Annotated in this window: 17 protein-coding genes; 9 read left to right on the top strand and 8 right to left on the bottom strand. The window is 71.1% G+C overall.

Annotated features, from left to right (window positions below; translation table 11 throughout):
• Nucleotides 1–7 precede the first annotated feature (7 nt).
• Nucleotides 8–1,111 carry a sialidase family protein gene (locus ACTWPW_RS26675; RefSeq protein WP_443170229.1) on the bottom strand — a complete coding sequence of 368 codons (1,104 nt, stop codon included), beginning with the start codon at nucleotides 1,109–1,111 and terminating at the stop codon, nucleotides 8–10.
• Nucleotides 1,112–1,219: 108 nt separating this feature from the next.
• On the opposite strand from ACTWPW_RS26675, the gene ACTWPW_RS26670 reads away from it, so the two are divergent.
• From ACTWPW_RS26670 to ACTWPW_RS26660, 3 genes are read left to right on the top strand one after another with little or no spacing between them, the layout of a single operon-like run.
• Nucleotides 1,220–1,825 (top strand): RNA polymerase sigma factor, encoded by a 606-nt coding sequence (locus tag ACTWPW_RS26670; protein ID WP_443170228.1) that lies wholly within the window; start codon nucleotides 1,220–1,222, stop codon nucleotides 1,823–1,825.
• The gene (locus ACTWPW_RS26665; RefSeq protein ID WP_375110757.1) at nucleotides 1,818–2,870 is read left to right on the top strand and encodes a CU044_5270 family protein; all 1,053 of its coding nucleotides are present in this window, start codon (nucleotides 1,818–1,820) and stop codon (nucleotides 2,868–2,870) included. The genes ACTWPW_RS26670 and ACTWPW_RS26665 overlap by 8 nt, the downstream gene beginning before the upstream one ends.
• A gap of 15 nt (nucleotides 2,871–2,885) precedes the next feature.
• Nucleotides 2,886–4,022, top strand: a complete 1,137-nt coding sequence (locus ACTWPW_RS26660) for a hypothetical protein (protein WP_443170227.1) — start codon at nucleotides 2,886–2,888, stop codon at nucleotides 4,020–4,022.
• Between the two features lie 316 nt (nucleotides 4,023–4,338).
• On the opposite strand, the gene ACTWPW_RS26655 is transcribed toward ACTWPW_RS26660, so the two are convergent.
• The gene (locus tag ACTWPW_RS26655) at nucleotides 4,339–4,776 is read right to left on the bottom strand and encodes a class F sortase (RefSeq protein ID WP_443170226.1); all 438 of its coding nucleotides are present in this window, start codon (nucleotides 4,774–4,776) and stop codon (nucleotides 4,339–4,341) included.
• A 227-nt stretch (nucleotides 4,777–5,003) separates the two neighbouring features.
• Complete coding sequence (locus ACTWPW_RS26650; protein WP_443170225.1) at nucleotides 5,004–5,678, bottom strand: hypothetical protein; 675 nt, start codon at nucleotides 5,676–5,678, stop codon at nucleotides 5,004–5,006.
• Between the two features lie 225 nt (nucleotides 5,679–5,903).
• On the opposite strand from ACTWPW_RS26650, the gene ACTWPW_RS26645 reads away from it, so the two are divergent.
• A complete protein-coding gene (locus ACTWPW_RS26645; RefSeq protein ID WP_375110753.1) occupies nucleotides 5,904–7,310 on the top strand; it encodes a dihydrolipoyl dehydrogenase family protein in 1,407 nt (468 codons plus the stop codon).
• A 136-nt stretch (nucleotides 7,311–7,446) separates the two neighbouring features.
• Here ACTWPW_RS26645 and ACTWPW_RS26640 read toward each other — a convergent pair whose 3' ends face one another.
• The 4 genes from ACTWPW_RS26640 to ACTWPW_RS26625 form a co-directional block, all read right to left on the bottom strand.
• Nucleotides 7,447–7,872, bottom strand: a complete 426-nt coding sequence (locus tag ACTWPW_RS26640) for an STAS domain-containing protein (protein WP_375110752.1) — start codon at nucleotides 7,870–7,872, stop codon at nucleotides 7,447–7,449.
• Nucleotides 7,873–7,928: 56 nt separating this feature from the next.
• On the bottom strand, nucleotides 7,929–8,441 hold the full coding sequence (locus ACTWPW_RS26635) for a MarR family winged helix-turn-helix transcriptional regulator (RefSeq protein WP_443170224.1): 513 nt from the start codon (nucleotides 8,439–8,441) through the stop codon (nucleotides 7,929–7,931).
• A gap of 202 nt (nucleotides 8,442–8,643) precedes the next feature.
• Complete coding sequence (locus ACTWPW_RS26630) at nucleotides 8,644–9,642, bottom strand: hypothetical protein (RefSeq protein ID WP_375110750.1); 999 nt, start codon at nucleotides 9,640–9,642, stop codon at nucleotides 8,644–8,646.
• Nucleotides 9,639–10,850 carry a hypothetical protein gene (locus ACTWPW_RS26625; protein WP_443170223.1) on the bottom strand — a complete coding sequence of 404 codons (1,212 nt, stop codon included), beginning with the start codon at nucleotides 10,848–10,850 and terminating at the stop codon, nucleotides 9,639–9,641. Before ACTWPW_RS26625 ends, ACTWPW_RS26630 begins: the two co-directional genes overlap by 4 nt.
• Before the next feature lie 310 nt (nucleotides 10,851–11,160).
• Between ACTWPW_RS26625 and ACTWPW_RS26620 the strand changes: the two genes are divergently transcribed.
• The 3 genes from ACTWPW_RS26620 (at nucleotide 11,161) to ACTWPW_RS26610 (ending at nucleotide 15,738) form a co-directional block, all read left to right on the top strand.
• Complete coding sequence (locus tag ACTWPW_RS26620) at nucleotides 11,161–13,293, top strand: transglycosylase domain-containing protein (protein ID WP_375110747.1); 2,133 nt, start codon at nucleotides 11,161–11,163, stop codon at nucleotides 13,291–13,293.
• Between the two features lie 227 nt (nucleotides 13,294–13,520).
• Nucleotides 13,521–14,492, top strand: coding sequence for a LacI family DNA-binding transcriptional regulator (locus ACTWPW_RS26615; protein WP_364114159.1), 972 nt, complete (start codon nucleotides 13,521–13,523; stop codon nucleotides 14,490–14,492).
• On the top strand, nucleotides 14,479–15,738 hold the full coding sequence (locus tag ACTWPW_RS26610; RefSeq protein WP_443170222.1) for a serine/threonine-protein kinase: 1,260 nt from the start codon (nucleotides 14,479–14,481) through the stop codon (nucleotides 15,736–15,738). Before ACTWPW_RS26615 ends, ACTWPW_RS26610 begins: the two co-directional genes overlap by 14 nt.
• Before the next feature lie 82 nt (nucleotides 15,739–15,820).
• On the opposite strand, the gene ACTWPW_RS26605 is transcribed toward ACTWPW_RS26610, so the two are convergent.
• Nucleotides 15,821–17,185 carry a GH12 family glycosyl hydrolase domain-containing protein gene (locus ACTWPW_RS26605; RefSeq protein WP_443170221.1) on the bottom strand — a complete coding sequence of 455 codons (1,365 nt, stop codon included), beginning with the start codon at nucleotides 17,183–17,185 and terminating at the stop codon, nucleotides 15,821–15,823.
• A gap of 261 nt (nucleotides 17,186–17,446) precedes the next feature.
• On the opposite strand from ACTWPW_RS26605, the gene ACTWPW_RS26600 reads away from it, so the two are divergent.
• The gene (locus tag ACTWPW_RS26600) at nucleotides 17,447–18,508 is read left to right on the top strand and encodes a lytic polysaccharide monooxygenase (protein ID WP_375110744.1); all 1,062 of its coding nucleotides are present in this window, start codon (nucleotides 17,447–17,449) and stop codon (nucleotides 18,506–18,508) included.
• Nucleotides 18,505–19,029, top strand: a complete 525-nt coding sequence (locus tag ACTWPW_RS26595; RefSeq protein ID WP_375110743.1) for a hypothetical protein — start codon at nucleotides 18,505–18,507, stop codon at nucleotides 19,027–19,029. Before ACTWPW_RS26600 ends, ACTWPW_RS26595 begins: the two co-directional genes overlap by 4 nt.
• The last annotated feature ends 213 nt before the right edge of the window (nucleotides 19,030–19,242 follow it).

Genomic DNA, 19,242 nt, shown 5'->3' with positions numbered 1-19,242 from the left:
CGGGGTCTCAGCCGGTGACCAGCTCCGCGAGCGGGATCCGGCGGAAGGCGATGGTCTCGTACGGGCCGAAGTTCCCGGTCTCGTACAGCAGGCCGACCGTGTCGCCGTCCACCCGCACCAGGTCGGAGTAGGCCGCGGGCAGCCCGGACACCGTGTGCGCCACCCGCCAGGTGACGCCGTGGTCGTCGCTGGCGCGTACCGTCATCAGCGCCCGCGCGTCGGGGGCGGCCGGGCCGGAGAACAGCAGCACGTCCGGCGAGTCGCACCACGACACGCTGCCCTCCACCACCGGGCCCACCAGCCCGGCCTGCGGGCGGAAGGGCAGCTCCAGCGTCTGGCCGCCGTCGGCCGAGTAGGCGTCGGCCCTGGTGCCGGGGGCGGTGGAGTCGGTGCGGGTGTTGAGGTAGACGCGCCCGCCGGGCAGCTCGGTGGCGGTGGTCTCGTTGACGTTGACGTACCCGTCCGGGTTGTCGTCGACGTACCCGATCCGCCAGGTCTGGCCGCCGTCGTCGCTCAGGAGCGCGTGGCCGCCGTTGTACTTGCCCTCGGTCCCGTTGTCCTGCCCGCTCGGCGGCAGCGAGTGGTTGGCGGGGACCACGAGGCGCCCGGCGTGCGGGCCCTGCCGCAGCACGAGCGCGTGGCCGGGCGTGGTCGCGTACCAGCGCCACTCGGCCCGCTTCACGCTGCCGGTGATCTCGCGCGGCTCCGACCACGTGACGCCGTCGTCCTCGCTGACCTGTACGAACACCCGCCGCCCGTCGGCCGCCGCCACCTGGCCGCGCCTGATCTTCTCCTCGGTCGCCGAAGGGCCCTGCCGGACGAAGACCAGCACGATCCGGCCGTCGTCCAGCACGACGGGTGCCGGGTTGCCGGCCGTGCCCCGGCGCGGCTCCGTGGCCACCACCTGAAGGCCGCCCCACGTCTGCCCGCCGTCCGTGGACCGCCTGAGCACCAGGTCGATGTGGCCGGAGTCGGAGGCCGAGCCGCGCCGCCCCTCGGCGAAGGCCAGCACCGTACCGGTCGTGGTCACCACGGCCGCCGGGATCCGGTAGGTGTGGTAGCCGTCCGTCTGCTGCCGGTACGGGACCGACGTCGGGTAACGATCCGCCATGCGAGCACGCTACGGCTCCCGGGTTAACGGACTTCGACGCCAGCCGTACGTGAAGACAAATGAGGCGAGCGGTGGAGTAGCGGTGTAAACGACAGAAGGGACGCCCGCATGACCGCCCCTCCAGAGGTGGACGATCCACCCAGACAGGCCGACGACGCGAGCGTGATGAGCGAGTCGTTACGCCGGCCGGAGCGGTTCGCGATCCTCTACGACCGCTACTTCGAGGAGATCTACCGCTACCTCGCCGCCAGGCTGCGCACCGAGGCCGCCGACGACCTCGCCGCGGAGACGTTCCTGATCGCCTTCCGCAAGCGGCACACGTACGACGCCGGGCTCGGGGCCGTACGGCCGTGGCTGTACGGCATCGCGACCAAGCTCGTCGCCGGCCACCGCAGGGGCGTGACCAGGATGCTGGCGGCGTTCCGCCGCGCGCGGCCGGCCGACCCGGTCGAGGCGGGCCCCGAGGACCGGGTGCCGAGCCGGGTGGACGCGGCGAGCGTGCGGGGGCCGCTCGCCGGGGCGCTGGCCGCGCTCTCCCCGGGCGACAGGGACGTGCTGCTGCTCGTGGCCGTGGCCGGACTGAGCTACGAGGAGGTGGCCGAGTCGCTGGGCATCCCGCCGGGCACCGTCGGCTCCCGCCTCAACCGGGCGCGCAAGCGGGTCAGAGCCGCGCTCGGCGACGTCAATCCCATGATCGGAGACGCAGATGGATGACCTGTCCGCGGTGCGGGAGCAGCTCGCCGTGCCGGGGCCCACCACGGAGACGGTCGCCCTGGGGCGGGCCAGGCTCCTCCGGGAGATCGCCGCGGAGCGGCCGCCGAAGGCGAGGATCCGCGCGGCTCGCTGGACCACGTTCGGCCTGGGACTGGCCGGAGCGGCCACGGCGGCCGTCATGATCGCCTCCACGGTCGCGGCCCCCGAACCGGTCGCGCCACCCTCGGCGCGGCAGATCCTGCTGGCCGCCGCCACCTCCGTCGCCAAGCGGCCCGCGGAGGGCTCCTGGTGGGGCAACAAGCTGGTCAGAGGCGCCCGCTTCCACGACCCCACCGGCCGGTACGTCATCCAGACGGCCACCGCCGAGGAGACCTGGATCCAGGCCGGCGAGGTGACCAACCCCCACTGGATCGTGCAGCGCTACCTCGGGGCCAAGCCCGCCACGCCGCGGGACGAGGCCGCCTGGCGCGCCGCCGGCTCGCCGTCGTCCTGGGCCTACAGGACCGTCAACCCCTCCGACCTGGCCGGCAACCCGTTCGACGTCGAGGCCGCGCCCGGGGAGCCCGAGTCGTACGAGTCGCGGGACGTGGAGTGGCGCCTGCTCTTCACCGGCAAGACGCTGGCCGACATGGACCAGCTCCCCGCCACCCCGGAAGGGCTGCGCGCCCTGATGGAGCCCTCCTCCGGCGACATGGAGGGCCTGCTGCACAACCTGCAGAGCCTGATCGCGTACGTCCCCGTCCCGTCCGAGGTCCGGGCCGCGGCCTACCGGCTCATGGCCTCGCTGCCCGGGGTGATCGCCCAGGGACCGGCGACCGACCAGCTCGGCCGGACCGGACAGGCCGTCCTCTACCGCCAGCCCAGCCACACGCGGTCGGGCCGGCAGGTGCAGACCCGGCTGATCGTCGACTCGGCGACCGGCGAGCCACTGGCCGTCGAGACGCTCACACCGGACACGGGGGAGCTGATGTCGTTCGTGGCGATCGAGCAGAGCGTGTGGACCGACCAGAAGCCCGACTTCCCCAACCCGCAGCCGCGCGACTGACCAAGAGAGACCTTCATGCGAACCCTACTGACCACGGCCCTGACCACAGCGGCACTCGCGGCCCCGTCACCCGCCGCCCACACGCTCCAACCGCAGGCCCACCCGACCACCGTCCTGACGTCCGGCCACCACGCACCAGCCACCACGGCCCGGACGGCCGAGACCCGCACACCGCCCAGCACCACCCTCACCGCCGCAACCCACACAACTGCCGCCACCACCCTCACTGCCGCCGGACACACGACAGCCGCTACCGCCGTCACTGCCGCCGGACACACGACAGCCGACGCCACCCTCACTGCTGCCGGCCACATGACTGCCGCTACCGCCCTCACTGGCGCGAGCCACACGACGTCCGCCGACGCCACCGGCCGGACCGGCGTCGGGACACGGGAGGCGGTCGCCGAGGGCAAGTACTGGCGCACCAGAACCCTGCAGGTCATGACCCACCCCCGCCAGGTCGGCCGGGGCGACAACAAGTACTGGCTGGTGGAGCGGCGGCTCAGCGAGACCTGGACCTTGCGCGACGGCCGGGCGTGGACGACCTTCCGGCGGCTGGGCGCGACACCCAAGTCCGCCGCCGACCGAGCCGCATGGAAGCGGGACGGATCACCCAAGAAGTGGAGCTACCGCACCGAAGGCATGCTGCTGGAGCTGTCGATGGAGCCGCAGAAGGGCCGCGTGATCCCGCCCAGGCCGCCGCACGGCTGGTTCCTGGGATACACCCGATTGACGTTCGAGGAGCTGCAGGCAGCCCCCACGGACCCGAAGGAGTTGAAGACCTGGCTGCAGAAGCTCTACAGCACCCCGGGCGAACCTCCGATCGACCCGAACACTGACCTCCCGTCCGCGTACGCAGACTTGATGCACCGCCTGCCCGCCCCCAAGGCCGTACGAATGGCCGCGTACCAGCTGCTGTCCCAGATGCCCGGCGCGACCGTCACCGACGCGGGCAAGGGCCGCAAGAAGGTCACCGAGCACTCGGAGCGCTCCAACACCAAGGCCCGGCACGCCCGGATCATCGACACAAGGGACCTGCTGCTGGTGGGGACGGAGCTCGACACCATCCACAACGGCAAGCAGCTGAACGCCAAGACGTGGACCACGGATGTGAAGTCCGGCTGGACCGACAACGAACCAGCCGCCTCCTGAGCCCACCCGCAGACACGCCCCTGCCGCCGTGGAGTCGCCTCCACGGCGGCAGCGTCCTGGGGTCCCAGCTCAACGGATGACCGGATCGCGGGGTGCCGGCCCGCACCGGTAAGCCCCTGAGGGACCGGGGCACCGACCCCACGACGGCACCCCGGGCCCCGCCTCAACGGTGACAGGACCCAGGGTGCCGACCCCGCATCGGCAGGCCCCGGGCCCACAGCACCACCGCCCTACGGCGGCAGGGCCCCGGCCAACAGCCGGATCACCCGGTTCACCCGCTTCACCCGCTTCACCCGCTTCAGCCGCTTCAGCCGCTTCAGCCGGCGAACACGATCACGTTGTCGCGGTAGCTGCCGCGTGCACGGTCGAACGTCCCACCGCAGGTGATCAGCCTGAGCTGGGCACGGCCCCTGCCCGAACCGTAGACCTCATTGTTCGGGATGCGGTCCTTGGCGTAGCGGGCCAGGCGGCCGACCACGAAGGTGGCCGTGCTGCCGTCGGCCCGATCGACGTGGACGCGGTCACCCTTGCGCAGCTGGGACAGGCGGTAGAACACGGCCGGTCCGGTCTTGGAGTCGACGTGACCGGCGATCACGGCGACCCCCTTCTCGCCCGGCTCGGGCCCCGCCTTGTTCCAGCCCACCCGGTCGAACCTGGTGGGGGCGATCAGACGGCCCTCGGCATCGAGCCGCAGCGGGATCACCCGGGTGGAGACGTTGATGGCCGGGATGCGCAACCGTACGGGCTGGGCCACGTCCCCGGACCCACCTCTACGACTCCCTACGCTCAGCGCCGACCCCTCGCCAGCCCCGTTGGTCGTCCGTGCGTTGGCCCCACCCCCGCTGCCACCAACCGCAGGCCGCACCCCGTCGCTGGTCTCGACGGTCCCGTGGTGAGGGCCGCCGCCGAAAGCGTTTCCGGTGGTGCAGGCGCTGGTCGCGAGCAGGGCGCACGCGGTGGCAGCCAGGAGCGCGCGCATGGTCAGCCCCTCGCGAAGAAGGTGCGCCGCAGCCAGTAAGCGCCCACCGCGAACAGCCCGGCGCCCGCCAAGCTCAGCGGCACCAGCGGCACCGCCCCGCCCTCGTCGGTCGCACTGCTCCCCGCGGCCTCACGCACAGTGAGCTCACCGCTTGAGGACCCGCTTCCGTCAGACCCACCAGTGGCAGTCCCACCGCCGACGGTCCCATCGCTGGCGGTCCCACCGCTGGCGGTCCCGCCCATGCCGGTGTCCACGCCACCGCGAGGGGCGCCGTCGTCATCATCGTCGTCATCGCGCGACGCCGCCCCGCCGACACCGGTGTCCACGCCACCACGCGGCGCACCATCATCGTCATCGTCGTCGTCCCGCGACACCGCCCCACCGACGCCCGTGTCGACGCCACCGCGAGGGGCGCCGTCGTCGTCATCGTCGTCATCGCGCGACGCCACCCCGCCGACACCGGTGTCCACGCCACCACGCGGCGCACCACCGTCGTCGTCACCGTCTCCATCGTCCCCGTCGTCCTCATCGTCGTCGTCGTCGGCCGAGGTGGTGACGTGGATGCTCGTCGGGGCGGTCGCCGCCTGGGCGGCTGTTGTGGTGAGGATGACGCCGACGGCAGCCGGCAGGAGTGTGATCGTGATGGCGAGCAGCAGTCGCCGTAATGCCTGACCCATGGAAACCCTCCTGGATGGTGTCCCGCGGTGACTTCCGCGGGTGGTTTCAGGGTGTCGGGCGGCCGTTGGACCACGATGAGGTCGAGATGAAAGGACTCTCACGGCCGACGCCGGCAGTCGTCCGCTGCACCGGGGTTCGGCAGGTTTTCCGGCCCGGCGTGATAGGCCGCCGACCTGTCGTGAAACCATTTCAACGTAGCCGAGCGAGCACATGTGGAGGCTGGGGTGGCTGACGAATTCGACGTCATCGTGATCGGTGCGGGTCCCGCCGGTGAGAACGTCGTGGACAGGGCCGTGCGGGGTGGGTTGACGGCGGCGATCGTCGAGGAGCGGCTGGCCGGCGGCGAGTGCTCCTACTGGGCGTGCGTGCCGAGCAAGGCGTTGCTGCGGCCGATCGACCTGGCCGGCGAGGTACGCCGGGTTCCCGGGCTCAAGCTCGGGGAGATCGACGTGGCCGCCGTGCTGGCCCGGCGCGACGAGGCCGTGTCCAACTACAGCGACGCCGGCCAGGTGCGCTGGGTCGAGAGTGTGCCCGCCGAGTTCGTACGCGGCCGCGGCCGCCTGGACGGCCCCAAGCGCGTACGCGTCACCACGGAGGACGGCGGCGAGCGCGTGCTGACCGCCCGCCAGGCCGTCGTGCTGGCCACCGGCAGCACCGCGGTCGTGCCGCCCGTGCCCGGCCTGGCCGAGGCGAAGCCCTGGACCAGCCACGAGGTGACGGCGACGAGCTCGATCCCCGAGCGGCTGGTCGTGCTCGGCGGCGGCGTGGTCGCCTGCGAGATGGCGCAGGCCATGCACGGTCTGGGCGCCCGGCAGACCACCGTGCTGGTACGCGGTGGCCAGTTGCTGAACCGCATGGAGCCGTTCGCCGGGGAGATGCTCGCCGAGTCGTTCGCCGAGGACGGCATCGACGTACGCTTCCACGCCGACATGGTCAGGGTCGAACGCCCCGAGCCCGGCGGGAAGGCGACCGTGCACCTGGCCGAGGGCCCGCCGCTGGAGGCCGACGAGCTGCTGGTGGCCACCGGCCGCCACGTCGCCACCCGCGACCTGGGCCTCGACACGGTGGGCCTGCCCGACGACGCGCCCGTCAAGGTGGACGACAGCATGCGGGCCACCGGGGTCCCCGACGGCTGGCTGTACGCCGTGGGCGACATCAACGGGCGGGTGCTCCTGACCCACATGGGCAAGTACCAGGCCAGGATCTGCGGCGACGTGATCGCCGCCCGCGCGCGGGGCGACGAGCTCCCCGCGATGCGGGACCTGGCCGACGGCTACGGGGCGCCCCAGGTCGTCTTCACCGACCCGCAGATCTGCGCCGTGGGCCGGACCGAGGAGGCGGCTCGCGCGGACGGCTTCCGGGTCCGCGCGGTGGACTACGACATGGGCGCGGTCACCGGGGCCTACCTGCTGGGCGACGGCTACCGCGGCCGGGCCAAGGCCGTCGTGGACGAGGACAGGAAGGTGCTGCTCGGCGTCACCTTCGTCGGGCCGGGCGCGGCCGAGTTGCTGCACGCCGCCACGATCGCGGTGACCGCCGAGGTGCCGCTCGACCGGCTCTGGCACGCGGTGCCGTCGTTCCCGACGGTGAGCGAGGTGTGGCTGCGGCTGCTGGAGGCGTACGGGCTGTAAGCAGGCGGGCCCGAAGGAAGGCGGGCTGCGAGAAGGCGGGCCTTGAGAAAGGCGGGCTGCAAGAAGGCGGCTGTGAACGGCGGGCAGCGAGGGTGCGGGCGGGGGTCGAGACCGGCTCAGAGCTCAAGCTCAGGGCTCAGGCCGCGTCTCTCGGCGGGCCGCGCAGGATCGCGGTGGTGGGCTCAGGGGAGCGTCCTCCCGACCGCAGCATCAGCTCCGCCACCGTCTCCTCGACGCTGTCACGCAACTCCACGTGCGACAGCAGATCCGTCAGCCGCAACACCGAGAGCAGGTGGTCGGAGGGCCGCACCAGGATGATCCGGCCGTCGCCCTCCTCCTCCATCCGCTGCATCGCCATCGCCAGCACCCCGATGACCGACGAGTCGTAGAAGTCGAGGTCGGCCAGGTCCAGCACCAGAACAGGTCCCGCCGACCAGTTCCACACGGCGTTGATGCGAGCGCTGAAGCGGACCCTGCCGTCGTGATCGAGCACGCCGCTGGCGCGCATGACCGTGCAATGGAGATGCCGGGTCGTCTCGATGCGCAAACCGCTTCTGCCCACACAGACAAACTGCCCAGTGAGCGGCGTTATCACAGGTGATCGCTATTTTTCCGGACCTATTGGGCCCCGCCGTCCCCCCGATTACCGAGAGGACCGCTGACCAGCTTGCGCATGAGCACGGTGAGCGTCTCCATGTCCTCGCGGGTGAGGGGCGAGGCCAGGCGGGCCAGGTTCGCGGCGTGTTCGGTGAGCGCGTCGTCGACGATCCGCAGGCCCTCCTCGGTCAGCCGGACGCGGAAACTGCGCCGGTCGGCGGGGTCCAAATTGCGCTCGACCAGCCCGGCGGCCTCCAGCCGGTCGAGCCGGTTGGTCATGCCGGCCCGCGACATCATCAGCACCTCCGAGAGCTCGGAGGGGATCATCGTGTACGGCGCCCCGGCCCGGCGCAGCGCCGCCAGCACGTCGAACTCGCCCTGCCGGAGCCCGCGCTTGGTGAAGACCCGGTCCACCTGCGGCACCATGAGCCGCATGGCCTGGGCGAGCCGGCCGAAGACGTCCATGGCCGACAGGTCGAGATCGGGCCGCTCGCGCCGCCACTGCTCGAGGATCCCGTCGATAGCGTCGCCCATGAACCCGCATCTTATTCGAGCGAAAACTATTCGCGCCCGTAGCACCCGGTGCCGACGTCCGTCCTCGGCGCGGATCGCCGGGAGGAAGGCGCGGGTCCTGGAGGGAGGCGCGGGTCCCCTGGAGGGAGGCCCACGCGCCCTGGCCGAAGGGAGTGAGTGCGGCCGGTGGTGGCCGGCCGGAGGCGAGTGGCGGACGGTGAGGCTAGTGCTGGGTGCCGGACTCCAGGGTCGGTACGGCGTCCGGGCACGGAGCCAGGACCACCAGCAGCGGCGAGTTCGACGGGCTGGGCAGCACCAGCTCGGTGATGTTGCCGCGCACGTTCTGCTCCGGCGCCCCCGCGTCCCCGTCCCTGACGCTGAGCACCCGCTCCACGGACGGCGCCGCAGAGTTCAGCAGCTTCCTGGTGGCGTGGCGCAGCCAGCGCAGCTCGCTGTTGACCCGCCGCCACGTCGCGGGGATCACGCTCACCGCCTCCGCCTTGGTGCCGAGCCGGAGCGTGATCAGGCCGCTGGACCCGAACCGGTCCTTGAGCACGGGGTTGACCACGAACATGCCCGAGCGCAGCGCGCGTACGCCCTGCCTGTTGAGGTTGGCCAGCCCGCCCGCGCTGATCAGCGAGTAGAGCTCGCACCGCGACCCGTCGAGCGTGTCGGGATCGTAGTCCACCGGCGGCGGCTCCTCGAACACGACCTTGTCCAGCCGCACCCCCGCCACGCCGTCCTCGGCGACGCGGCCCGACACGGCCCGGCGCACCTCCTCGCTGACGCCGTCGCCCTCGGTGATGTCCAGCGCCTCGATGCAGATCAGGCCGTCGTCGGGGATCTCCTCCGGCGACAGGTCGAAGGCCACCCGGGCGTGCGACTTCCGGCCGCGCAGCAGCACGCACTGGCGCAGCCGCCCCTGGGAGCGGATCTGGACGAACCGCGGCAGCGTGCTCGCCGGCTCGGTACGTCCCTCGTGCCAGCCGCTCACCGACCGTTCGTCGGTGGACAGCGCCACCTGCACCCGCAGCGGCCGCCCCTGCGCCGACACCTTGAAGCCGGCCAGCCCTGAGGTCTCGAACCTGCCGAGGATCTGGCGGCCGCGGTGCAACCGGTCGGTCACCTGCAAAGGAGCGGCCTTGCCGCTGGTCAGGTGTACGGGCGGGATGGCGGGAAGGATCACCTGGTCCAGGTCGGTGGCGGATCCTGAGCTGCTCATCTGGTGCTCCTCGAGGGGGTGAGTGTGGTGGCCAGCCCAATCGGGTCGTGGAAGTCGAATCGGGTGAGGACGGGTTCGCGCCGTTCCCACATGCGGGCGACCGCACCGTAGAGGGGGTCGCCGTCGTGCTCGACGTGCCGCAGGTTGACGGCGAGCGCCTGGGCGTAGTCGTCGCCGTGCTCCCAGTGGGGCACGAGCTGGCTGGGCACGTCGGCGCCGCAACGGCGCAACCAGAGCCACAGCCGGGCGCGCTCGCGCTGCTCGGGCCCGAGGAGGGACTCGCCCTTGGCGTGCCTGGCGACGGCCTCCCCGAGCAGCAGCCGGTGCTCGGACGGCGAGCCCGGGACGTGGGTGGCCCCGCAGGCGGCGCCCTCCGACCAGCCGGCCTGGATGACGGGGATGCCGAAGGCGGGCAGATCGCTGTCCTCGAACGTGACGCCCACGTCCGCCATGCTCCACAGGAGGTTGGCGGACAGCCCGCCGGTCACGCCCCTGATGCGGGGATGGCCGGCGACGGGGGCGGGGTCGAGGAACAGCCAGTTCGCGGACTCGTCGGCGGCGGCGAACTCCGCCGTCGTCCCGAACAGCTCCGCGTCGCGATCCGGCGCGTGGCCGAACACGACGATGGTGGGCCGGTCGGGGTCGAGGCCCAGCCGGGCGCAGCCGTAGTAGCGGAGCTGGCGGCGCTCGGTGTCCGTACGGACCTGGTAGCCGCTCTTCGCCCGCCAGGCCACCCGCTCCGCGCCGGGCCTGATCAGCTCCCTGTGCGGCCAGACCTGCCGCTCGAAGAACGCGCCGACCCGGGCGGGCAGCTCGTCCTCGATCGAGCACGAGCCCTGGTCGGGGAACAGCGCGTACGCCTTCAGCGACCCCGTGCCGTGCACGTGCACGACGGGGACGTCCCTGCGCACGGCGCGGTCCGGCCGGCTCGTGACCAGCGCGCGGGGCGGCACGTCGGGCCGGATGTCCCCCGCGGCGCCGAACGCCTCGGCCAGCCGCCGCCACTCCGGCGCGGTCAGCGCGACCAGCCGCGCGGAGAGCAGGCCGCAGACCGCCCTGGCCACCAGCAGCGTACGCACCACGACCCGCAGGTCCTCGTCGTACGCCTCCGCCACGACGCATCCGTCGCCGCCGGCGGGCTCGCCCCAACAACTCCTGGCAGCGGCGAGCAGACGATCCACGTGCTCGCCATCCCCGACGCGACGCATAAGCCCCTCCACCAAGGCCAGGAAGAAATGCCCTGGTAGACGTTGCCAGATCGCGGCCGGGCCGCCCCGCCGCCAACACGCTTCTTTGCCGCCGGCTGGCAGAAACTAAAGTCTCCCGTCACAGCCAGCGCAGGAGCCCCAAGATGCCCGAACCCCTGGTTTGCGCCTGAATCCGGCGAAAAACCCCGCGTACGGCCGAACAATCGAGCCGCGGAAGGCGTCCAAGGTTTTACATGGAGCACGTCATGCCCGGGTTTAGGATGCACCCTAAATGCCACGAGGGGGAGGGTTTACCGTTATGGGTTCCCGTTTGTCGAGTGTCGCACGCCTGACGGCGGCCGCGGCGGCGGCCGGCGTCGTGGCCGCCGCCATCGCGCTGCCCGCGGTCGGGGGTACCGGAGCGATGTTCGTCTCGGCATCGGAGGATCTCGGCATCAAACCCGAGGAGCTCAAGGAGCCCCCGCTGGCCGAGCGGACGACCGTGCTGGACGCCAAGGGCAACGAGATCGCCTACTTCTGGGAGGAGTACCGCGAGAGCATCGCGCTCGACCAGGTGGCCGACATCATGAAGACGGCCATCATCTCCATCGAGGACTTCCGCTTCTACGAGCACGGCGCGATCGACATCGAGGGCACGATCCGGGCCCTGGCCAAGAACTTCACCTCGGGCGGCATCGCCCAGGGCGGCTCGTCCATCACCCAGCAGTACGTCAAGCAGGTGCTGCTCAACTCGGCCACCACCGACAAGGAGCGGAACGCGGCCCTGGAGGCCAGCTACGCGCGCAAGCTCAAGGAGCTGCGCTACGCGATGGCGGTGGAGAACAAGTACACCAAGGACGAGATCCTGGAGAAGTACCTCAACATCGCCTACTTCGGCGCCGGCGCCAACGGGGTGGAGGCGGCGGCCAAGCGCTTCTTCGGGGTGAGCGCGTCGGAGCTGACGCTGGTGCAGGCCGCGACGCTGGCCGGCGCCGTGCAGGACCCCAACTCGACGGACCCGAACCTGGGCAAGGCGCAGCAGAAGGCCCTGCTGGCGCGGCGCAACGTGGTGCTCGACCGGATGGCCGAGCTGAAGAAGATCACGCCCGAGCAGGCCGCCGAGGCCAAGGCCAAGAAGCTCGGTTACAAGGGCATCGACATCCCGGGCGGCTGCGGGGCCAGCGACTACCCGTACTTCTGCATGTACGTACGCAACGAGGTGCTCAGCAACCCGGTCTTCGGCAAGACGGCCAAGGCCAGGAGCCAGTTCCTCAACCGGGGCGGCCTGACGATCCAGACCACGCTGGACCCGAGGATGCAGAAGGCCGCCGACGCGGCGATCAGGAAGCACGTGTTCGCCTCGGACAACCCGGTCGCCTCCGAGGCCCTGGTGGAGCCGGGCACGGGCGCGATCAAGGCGATGGCCGCCAGCCGCAAGTACGGCAACAACAAGCGCAAGAAGGAGATGTCGTACAACGTGGTGGCGGACGCCGTGCACGGCGGCGGCGTCGGCTTCCAGGCGGGCTCGACGTTCAAGACGTTCACCCTGATCACCGCCCTCAAGGAGGGTATGAAGATCAACGACGGGTTCAGCGTCGGCAGCGGCTACCGCGCCCCCTACTACTCCACGTTCAAGAACTGCAAGGGCGAGAACATCGGCGACCCCAGCCACACCGTCACCAACGACGAGGGCGGCGGCGGCTTCAAGTCGCTGGCCACCGGCACCTGGGGCTCGGTGAACACCTTCTTCATGATGCTGGAGCAGAAGGTCGGCCTGTGTGACACCATCCAGACGGCCAAGTCGCTGGGGATCAAGCGCTCCGACGGCCTGGCGCTTACGGAGTACGAGACGTTCACGCTCGGCACCAACGAGATGGACCCGGTGACCGTCGCCAACGCGTACGCGGCCATCGGCGCGCGCGGCAAGTACTGCGCGCCCATGGCGATCACCAAGATCACCGACCGCTTCGGCAAGGTGAAGACCTACAACCCGAAGTGCAAGCAGGCCCTCGACCCCGAGGTCGCGGACGCCGCGGCGGACATCCTGTCCGGCGTGTTCACCAAGGGAACCATGCGCGGCGTCGGCGGCATCGGCCGTCCGGCGGCGGGCAAGACCGGCACCACGGACGCGCAGGCCACCGCCTGGTTCGCCGGGTTCACCCCGGACCTGGCGGGGGCGGTCAGCATCGGCGACCCGCGCGGCTCCCAGGACTACAAGCTCAACAACATCACCATCGGCGGCCGCTACTACGCCTCGGTCTTCGGCGCCTCGATCCCCGGGCCGATCTGGAAGGACACCATGATCGCCGCCCTGAAGGGCACCCCGGCGACCGACTTCACCCCGGTGAACACCTCCCGCTTCGGCGGCTGCGGCTCGGGTTGCCGGCCGGTGGTCCAGCCGGAGCCGGACGAGGACCAGGAAGGCTTGATCGACGAAGGGGATCTGGCCGAGTTCGGAGAATGATCACGGGTAGGAGGGGTTTCCTGATTGTCGGATAAGACAAATCGGACACGTAAATATGCCGTGATCCACACCCGACACAGAAACCTCTGCCGGTTACCAGCGCCTCTAGCTGAGCAAATTCGGAGTGCGTCCGCACAGTGGGACGCACTCCCTGCAAAGGCCCTATTAACAGCGGCGAAACATTGGTAACGTGGGAGCGCTCCCAGGATCTTTCCGCGAGGTGCTCCATGACCGAGCAGCCCACACTGGCACAGGTGGCGGCCGCTGCAGGGGTTTCCCCCGCGACCGCATCTCGAGTCCTCACAGGCTCGGTGCGGGTCAGTACCTCGACCCGCCGCCAAGTCTACGACGCCGTGTCCCGCATGGGATACGTCCGACAACGCGCACCCCGGGGAACGGCCGCGAAAACCATGGCCGACGGAGTCACAGCGGTGATCTGTGACCACCTTCCCCGGCTCTTCTCCGAGCCCTACTACGCCAGGCTCCTGTCCGCCGCGGGCGCCGTGATAAACGAGCACGGCACCCACCTCATGGTGACCACCGTCACCCCCACCTCATCCACGCTGCCCGCCCTGTCCGGCGCGGTGCTCATCGTGGGCGCAAGAGAGCGTCATCCCCTGGCGATCAAGTTATCCACCTCGGGCATACCGGTGCGCAACATCGGCCGCCCGCCCCACGACCTCAAACTCCCGTTCGCCGACGTCGACAACCTCGACGGCGGCCGTCAGGCGGCCGAACACTTCCTGCTGTCGGGCCGCCGTAACGTCGCCGCCATCGGCGGCCCGCCGTCCTTACCCGGAGCCCGTGACAGGTTGGAGGGCCTCATACGCACCTTGCAGGCGGCCGGCGCACCCGACGTACCCGTGGCCTACGGGGACTTCACCGCCGCGTCGGGCACGCACGCGATGCAGTGGCTGTTACGCCACGCGCCCGGCCTGGACGCGGTCTTCGTGGCCTCCGACCTGATGGCGGCGGGCGCGATCCAGGCCCTGCGCAGGGCAGGACGCAAGGTGCCGGCGGACGTCGCGGTGATCGGGTTCGACGACGCCCCGGTCGCCAGGCACACCGTCCCGGCCCTGACCACCATCCGCCAGCCCGTCGAGGAGCTCGCCACCGTCGCCACCCGGCTGCTCCTGACGGGGGCCGCGGGAATCGATCCCGTACTCCCCACGGAACTGGTCATCCGTGAGTCGGCTTGAGCCTGGGGACGTGCTGGCCCGGCGGTATCTGTTGCTGGACCCGCTGGCCCGCGGGGGCATGTCGGTCATCTGGCGTGCCTTCGACCAGTCCCTGCACCGGATGATCGCGGTCAAGGTGCTCACGGCCTCGCTGCACACCGACCCGGGAGATCGGGTCAGCGTACGCAGCGAGGCCCGCGCCGCCGCGCGCTTCATCCATCCCGACTCCATCGAGATCTACGACTACGGCGAGACCGTCACCACGAGCGGCGGCGTCGCGGCCTACGTCGTGATGCCGCTGCTCGACGGCACGCCGCTGGCCGAGCGCATCGAGAAGGGCCCGCTGCCGTGGCCGGACGCGGCGTCCATCGCGCTGCGGCTGGCGCGGGTGCTGATGGCCGGGCACGCCCGCGGCCTGGTGCACCGGGACGTCACGGCGGAGAACGTGCTGCTCACCGCCAACGGGCCCAAGCTGCTCGACTTCGGCATCGCGGCCTGGGCGGGCGACCCCGACGACGATCGCGGCACCCCTCCCTACGTCGCCCCCGAGCGGCTGCTCGGCGCGCCGACCCATCCGGCGGTCGACGTGTACGCCCTGGGCGTGCTGATGCACGCCATGCTCACGGGGCGGACGCCGTACCCGGAGACCACGTGGGAGGAGATCGAGGCGGCTCACCGCACCGAGCCCCCTCCCCGCGTCCCCGGCGTGCCGAACGCCGTCGCCTCGCTCTGCCAGCGCTGCCTGGCGCACGAGCCGGAGGAGCGGCCGACGGCGGCGCAGATCGTCTCCGCGCTGACCTCCGCGCTCGGCACGGTGACGCTGGGCCGGCACGTGCGGCGCGGCCTCACCGTGACGGGCTCGGCGGCCATCGCCCTGTCCGCCATGCTCTGGTTCCAGCAGCAGACGGGGCCGCCCCCGCAGCAGCAACAGCAGCAGCGAGTGGCCGAGCCGGCGCCGGGGCCGACGGCGCGGCTGATCGAGAGCTCGCCGTCCGCGACGATCACGGTGGAGCAGGCCGCGGCCGGCTTCAGGACCGTGCTGGAGGCCAGGACGCCGTGCGGCGCGACCGACGCCGACGTCGTGCTGGACCTCCGGCAGGTGCTGGACACCGCCGTGGCGCCGCGGCACGGCCCGGCGGAGTCCAGGACCGAGAGCCTGCGCCAGAAGCTCTCCGACCGCATGCGGGAGGGCCGGCTCACCCCTGCCTGCCTGAGCGAGCTGCAGGCCAGGCTGGACGACATCGACGCGGCGCTGCGGCACGACTGAGATTGATGAGGGGTACGGCAGCACCAGCCGTACCCCTCCGCGCGCGGGCTGGGCCCCTCGCAAAGCGATGCCCGCGCGAGCCTCATGCGCAGGTGTAGCCGCTGGGTACCTGCGTGTTCCCGGCCGGCCGCGTCGCCTGGTAGCCGAACGACGTGGTGGCGCCGGACGCCAGCGGGCCGTTGTGCGACAGGTTCCGGACCGTGACGGTGCCGCCGCTGACGGTGTAGCTCGCGTTCCACATGCCGGTGATCGTGTGCCCGGACGGCAGCGCGAACGTGACCGTCCAGCCGTCGAGCGCCGAGGTGCCCCGGTTGGTGACGGTGACCGGCTGGATGACGTAGCCGTTGTTCCAGGCGGTCTGGGTGGTGGCGGTGGCCGTGCAACCGCCGCCGGTCCCGCCGGTCTGGGTGGTCACCGTGACCGTCGCGGACTCGGGCGAGAGGTTGCCCGCGGCGTCTCTCGCCCTGATCCGGTAGCGGTAGGTGGTGGCGGGGCTCAGACCGGTGTCGGTGTAGGAGGTGGTGCTGCTGGTGCCGACCCTGGTGAACGTGTCGCCGGTCGCGCGCAGCACCTCATAGCCGGTCACGCCCACGTTGTCGGTGGCGGCGGCCCAGGTGAGGGTGGCCCCGGACGAGGTGACGTTCGAGGCCGACGGCGTGCCGGGGGTGCTCGGCGGGGTCGGGTCGGTGGTGCCGCCGCCCGAGCCGAACGAGAAGGAGTTGACCGCCAGGCCGGTGCCGCCGATCCAGGGCTCGAACCCGGCCTGGACGCTGGTCAGGTACCACGACCGCTGGCCGTAGCCGCGGTTGACCACGTCGGAGTAGAAGGTGTCGATGGTGAAGTCCAGCGAGGTTGCGGGCGAGGTGCGCACGTAGGAGATCACGTTCCAGCCGATGTTGCCGTACCAGACCTGCCAGGTCGCGCCGGCCAGGTTCACGGTGCCGACCTGGGAGCCGATCGGCTGGATCGAGCCCTGCCGGTTGAGCCAGATCATCAGCTCGGCGCCGGTGTTCTGGCCGTCGGTGCGGGGCGTGGGGTCGAACCAGAGGTCGTAGGAGGCGTTGTAGGTGCCGGAGCTCGGGTACGTCATGCTGACGCTGCTCCGGAGCCCGGCGAAACCGCCGGCGCTGGCCTGCATGGGCAGGTTGCTGCCGGTGGTGCAGTTGGCGTAGTGGCAGCCGGCGTAGATCGACGGGTAGCCGGCCGGCGCGCCGCTCGTGGAGTTGTTGTGAGCCGCCTGCGTGACGGTGAAGCCGCCGTTCTGGTTGACGTCGACGCACTGCGCGGTGCTCGCGCCCCAGACGTTGTTCTGCACGATGTAGCGGCCGTTCTGGATGCTCGCCGAGCCGTACTTCTCGCAGAGCACCGGAGCGGCCTGCGCCGGCGCGGCGAACAGGCCCATGGCGAGTAACGCCCCGATGATCAGGTGGATGTGCGCGTGCCTCATGGCGTGTTGCTCCCGCCTCTCTGACAGTGGAGTGTAGTGGGAGCGCTCCCAGCGTTCACCCTCTCCGGGGCCGTCCGGTACGGCAAGCAGCGGTGCCCGCGTGCGAGCAGGGGCGGGGCACCCACCAGGGGAAACCGTGACCAAGATCGGCTGAAAGTTTCACCGATCGTTGTCGAATCCGGAAAAAGCGTGATTCAATTCGCTCGCCGGGCGGGCAGGTCGTGGGCAGGTTTCCTCTGTCGTCAGCGCAAGGGAATCCCCATGAAGTTATTCAAGTCGGCGGCACTCACCGCCGTCCTGGTCCTGATCACAAGTGTTCTGATGGTGCCCACGCAGGCACAGGCCCACGGCGTGTCCATGTTCCCGGGCAGCCGTACGTTCCTGTGCTGGCAGGACGGCCTGCGGGACAACGGGCAGATCCTCCCCTACAACCCCGCATGCGCGGCCGCGGTCAACCAGAGCGGCGCGACCCCCCTGTACAACTGGTTCGCGGTGCTGCGCTCCGACGGCGCGGGCCGGACCACCGGATTCATCCCCGACGGGCAGATCTGCAGCGGCGGCACCGGCGGGCCCTACGACTTCTCGGCCTACAACGCGGTCCGCTCCGACTGGCCGCTGACCCACTTGACCTCCGGGGCCTCCATCCAGATGCGGCACAGCAACTGGGCGCAGCACCCCGGCGCGTTCAACTACTACGTCACCAAGAACGGCTGGAACCCCAACGGGCCGCTCAAGTGGTCCGACCTCGAGCCGTTCGGCAGCGTCACCAACCCGCCCGCCAGCGGCGGCGCCGGCGGGCTCAACTACTACTACTGGAACGCCCAGCTGCCGTCCGGCAAGAGCGGCCGGCACATCATCTTCACGCACTGGATCCGCTCGGACAGCAACGAGAACTTCTACAGCTGCTCCGACGTCGTCTTCGACGGCGGCAACGGCCAGGTGACCGGTGTCGGCCCCGGTGGCAGCAGCCCCGGCCCCAGCCCCACCGTCACGCCGACCGACCCCGCTCCGACGGGCGCCTGCACCGCCACGTGGAAGGCCACCGACACCGGCTGGGCCGGCCACTTCCAGGGTGAGGTGACCGTGAAGAACACGAGCACCAGCGCCATCAACGGCTGGACGGTCAAGTGGACGTACGCCGGCGGCCAGAGCTTCGACGGCTCACCGTGGAACGGCGTGCTGTCCACACAAGCGCCCAACGTGACGGTCAAGAACGCCACGTACAACGGGCAACTCGCGCCGAACGCCTCCACCGCGTTCGGATTCAACGCCACCGGCTCGATCCCGAGCCCCGCACCGACCCTGACCTGCACCAGCCCGTGATCAAAACGCGTCGCGGGCTCGTCGCGGCAATCGTCACCCTGGCCGGCCTGACCCTGGCCGGGGTGACGTTCTTCGCTGCCAGGCAGCCGTCCTCCCAGCTCAACGCGGAGCTCGCCGCCCAGGTGACCCTGATACTCGAGCAGGCCTCGCCCGGCGAGCACCACGCCCACGGGCACAGCTTCGACTCCCGCGTCGTGTGCGCCGTGGAACCCTTCGGCACCGAACCCCGGAACGCCACCTCGCTCGTGGAGGTGACGTGGGTGTATGCCCGCCACATGTGCGCGATCACGGGGGAGAGCCCGGACTGGGCCGCCTCCGTACGCGCCTCGGGGCCGATCGCCGTCAAGATCAGCATCCCGCCCCAGGTCAGGGTGCCCGAATCGGGAGCCGGCTACCCGGACCGGGTCCGCCGGCTCATCCCCCGGCACTATCACGAGGAGGCGTTCGCCGAGTTCGCCGACGACACGGCGATCGAGGCGGCCCGCGAACGCTTCGCCCTGGCGACCTCGACCGCCAAATAGCCCCCACCCGTGAGGAGGCCCGGCCCCCTGGCCGGACCTCCTCACGGCCTTCAGGGGCCCGCCGACGCGCTGACGCGACGCCCGACACCGGGGGACGCCCAGAGCGGCACGCCAGACACGCGGCGAGCCCGACGGCCACGGCGCCGCGGCCGAAGGCGGGAGTCGGGCAGCGTCGTGGCGCGCGACCTTTCGCAACCACGCTTCCAGCAGCGC

The sequence above is a fragment of the Nonomuraea sp. KM90 genome, from assembly GCF_052246675.1.
In the GTDB taxonomy this organism is placed as follows: domain Bacteria; phylum Actinomycetota; class Actinomycetes; order Streptosporangiales; family Streptosporangiaceae; genus Nonomuraea.
The sequence above is the reverse complement of the archived record's forward strand: the minus strand, read 5'-3'. Positions and strand labels throughout refer to the sequence as shown.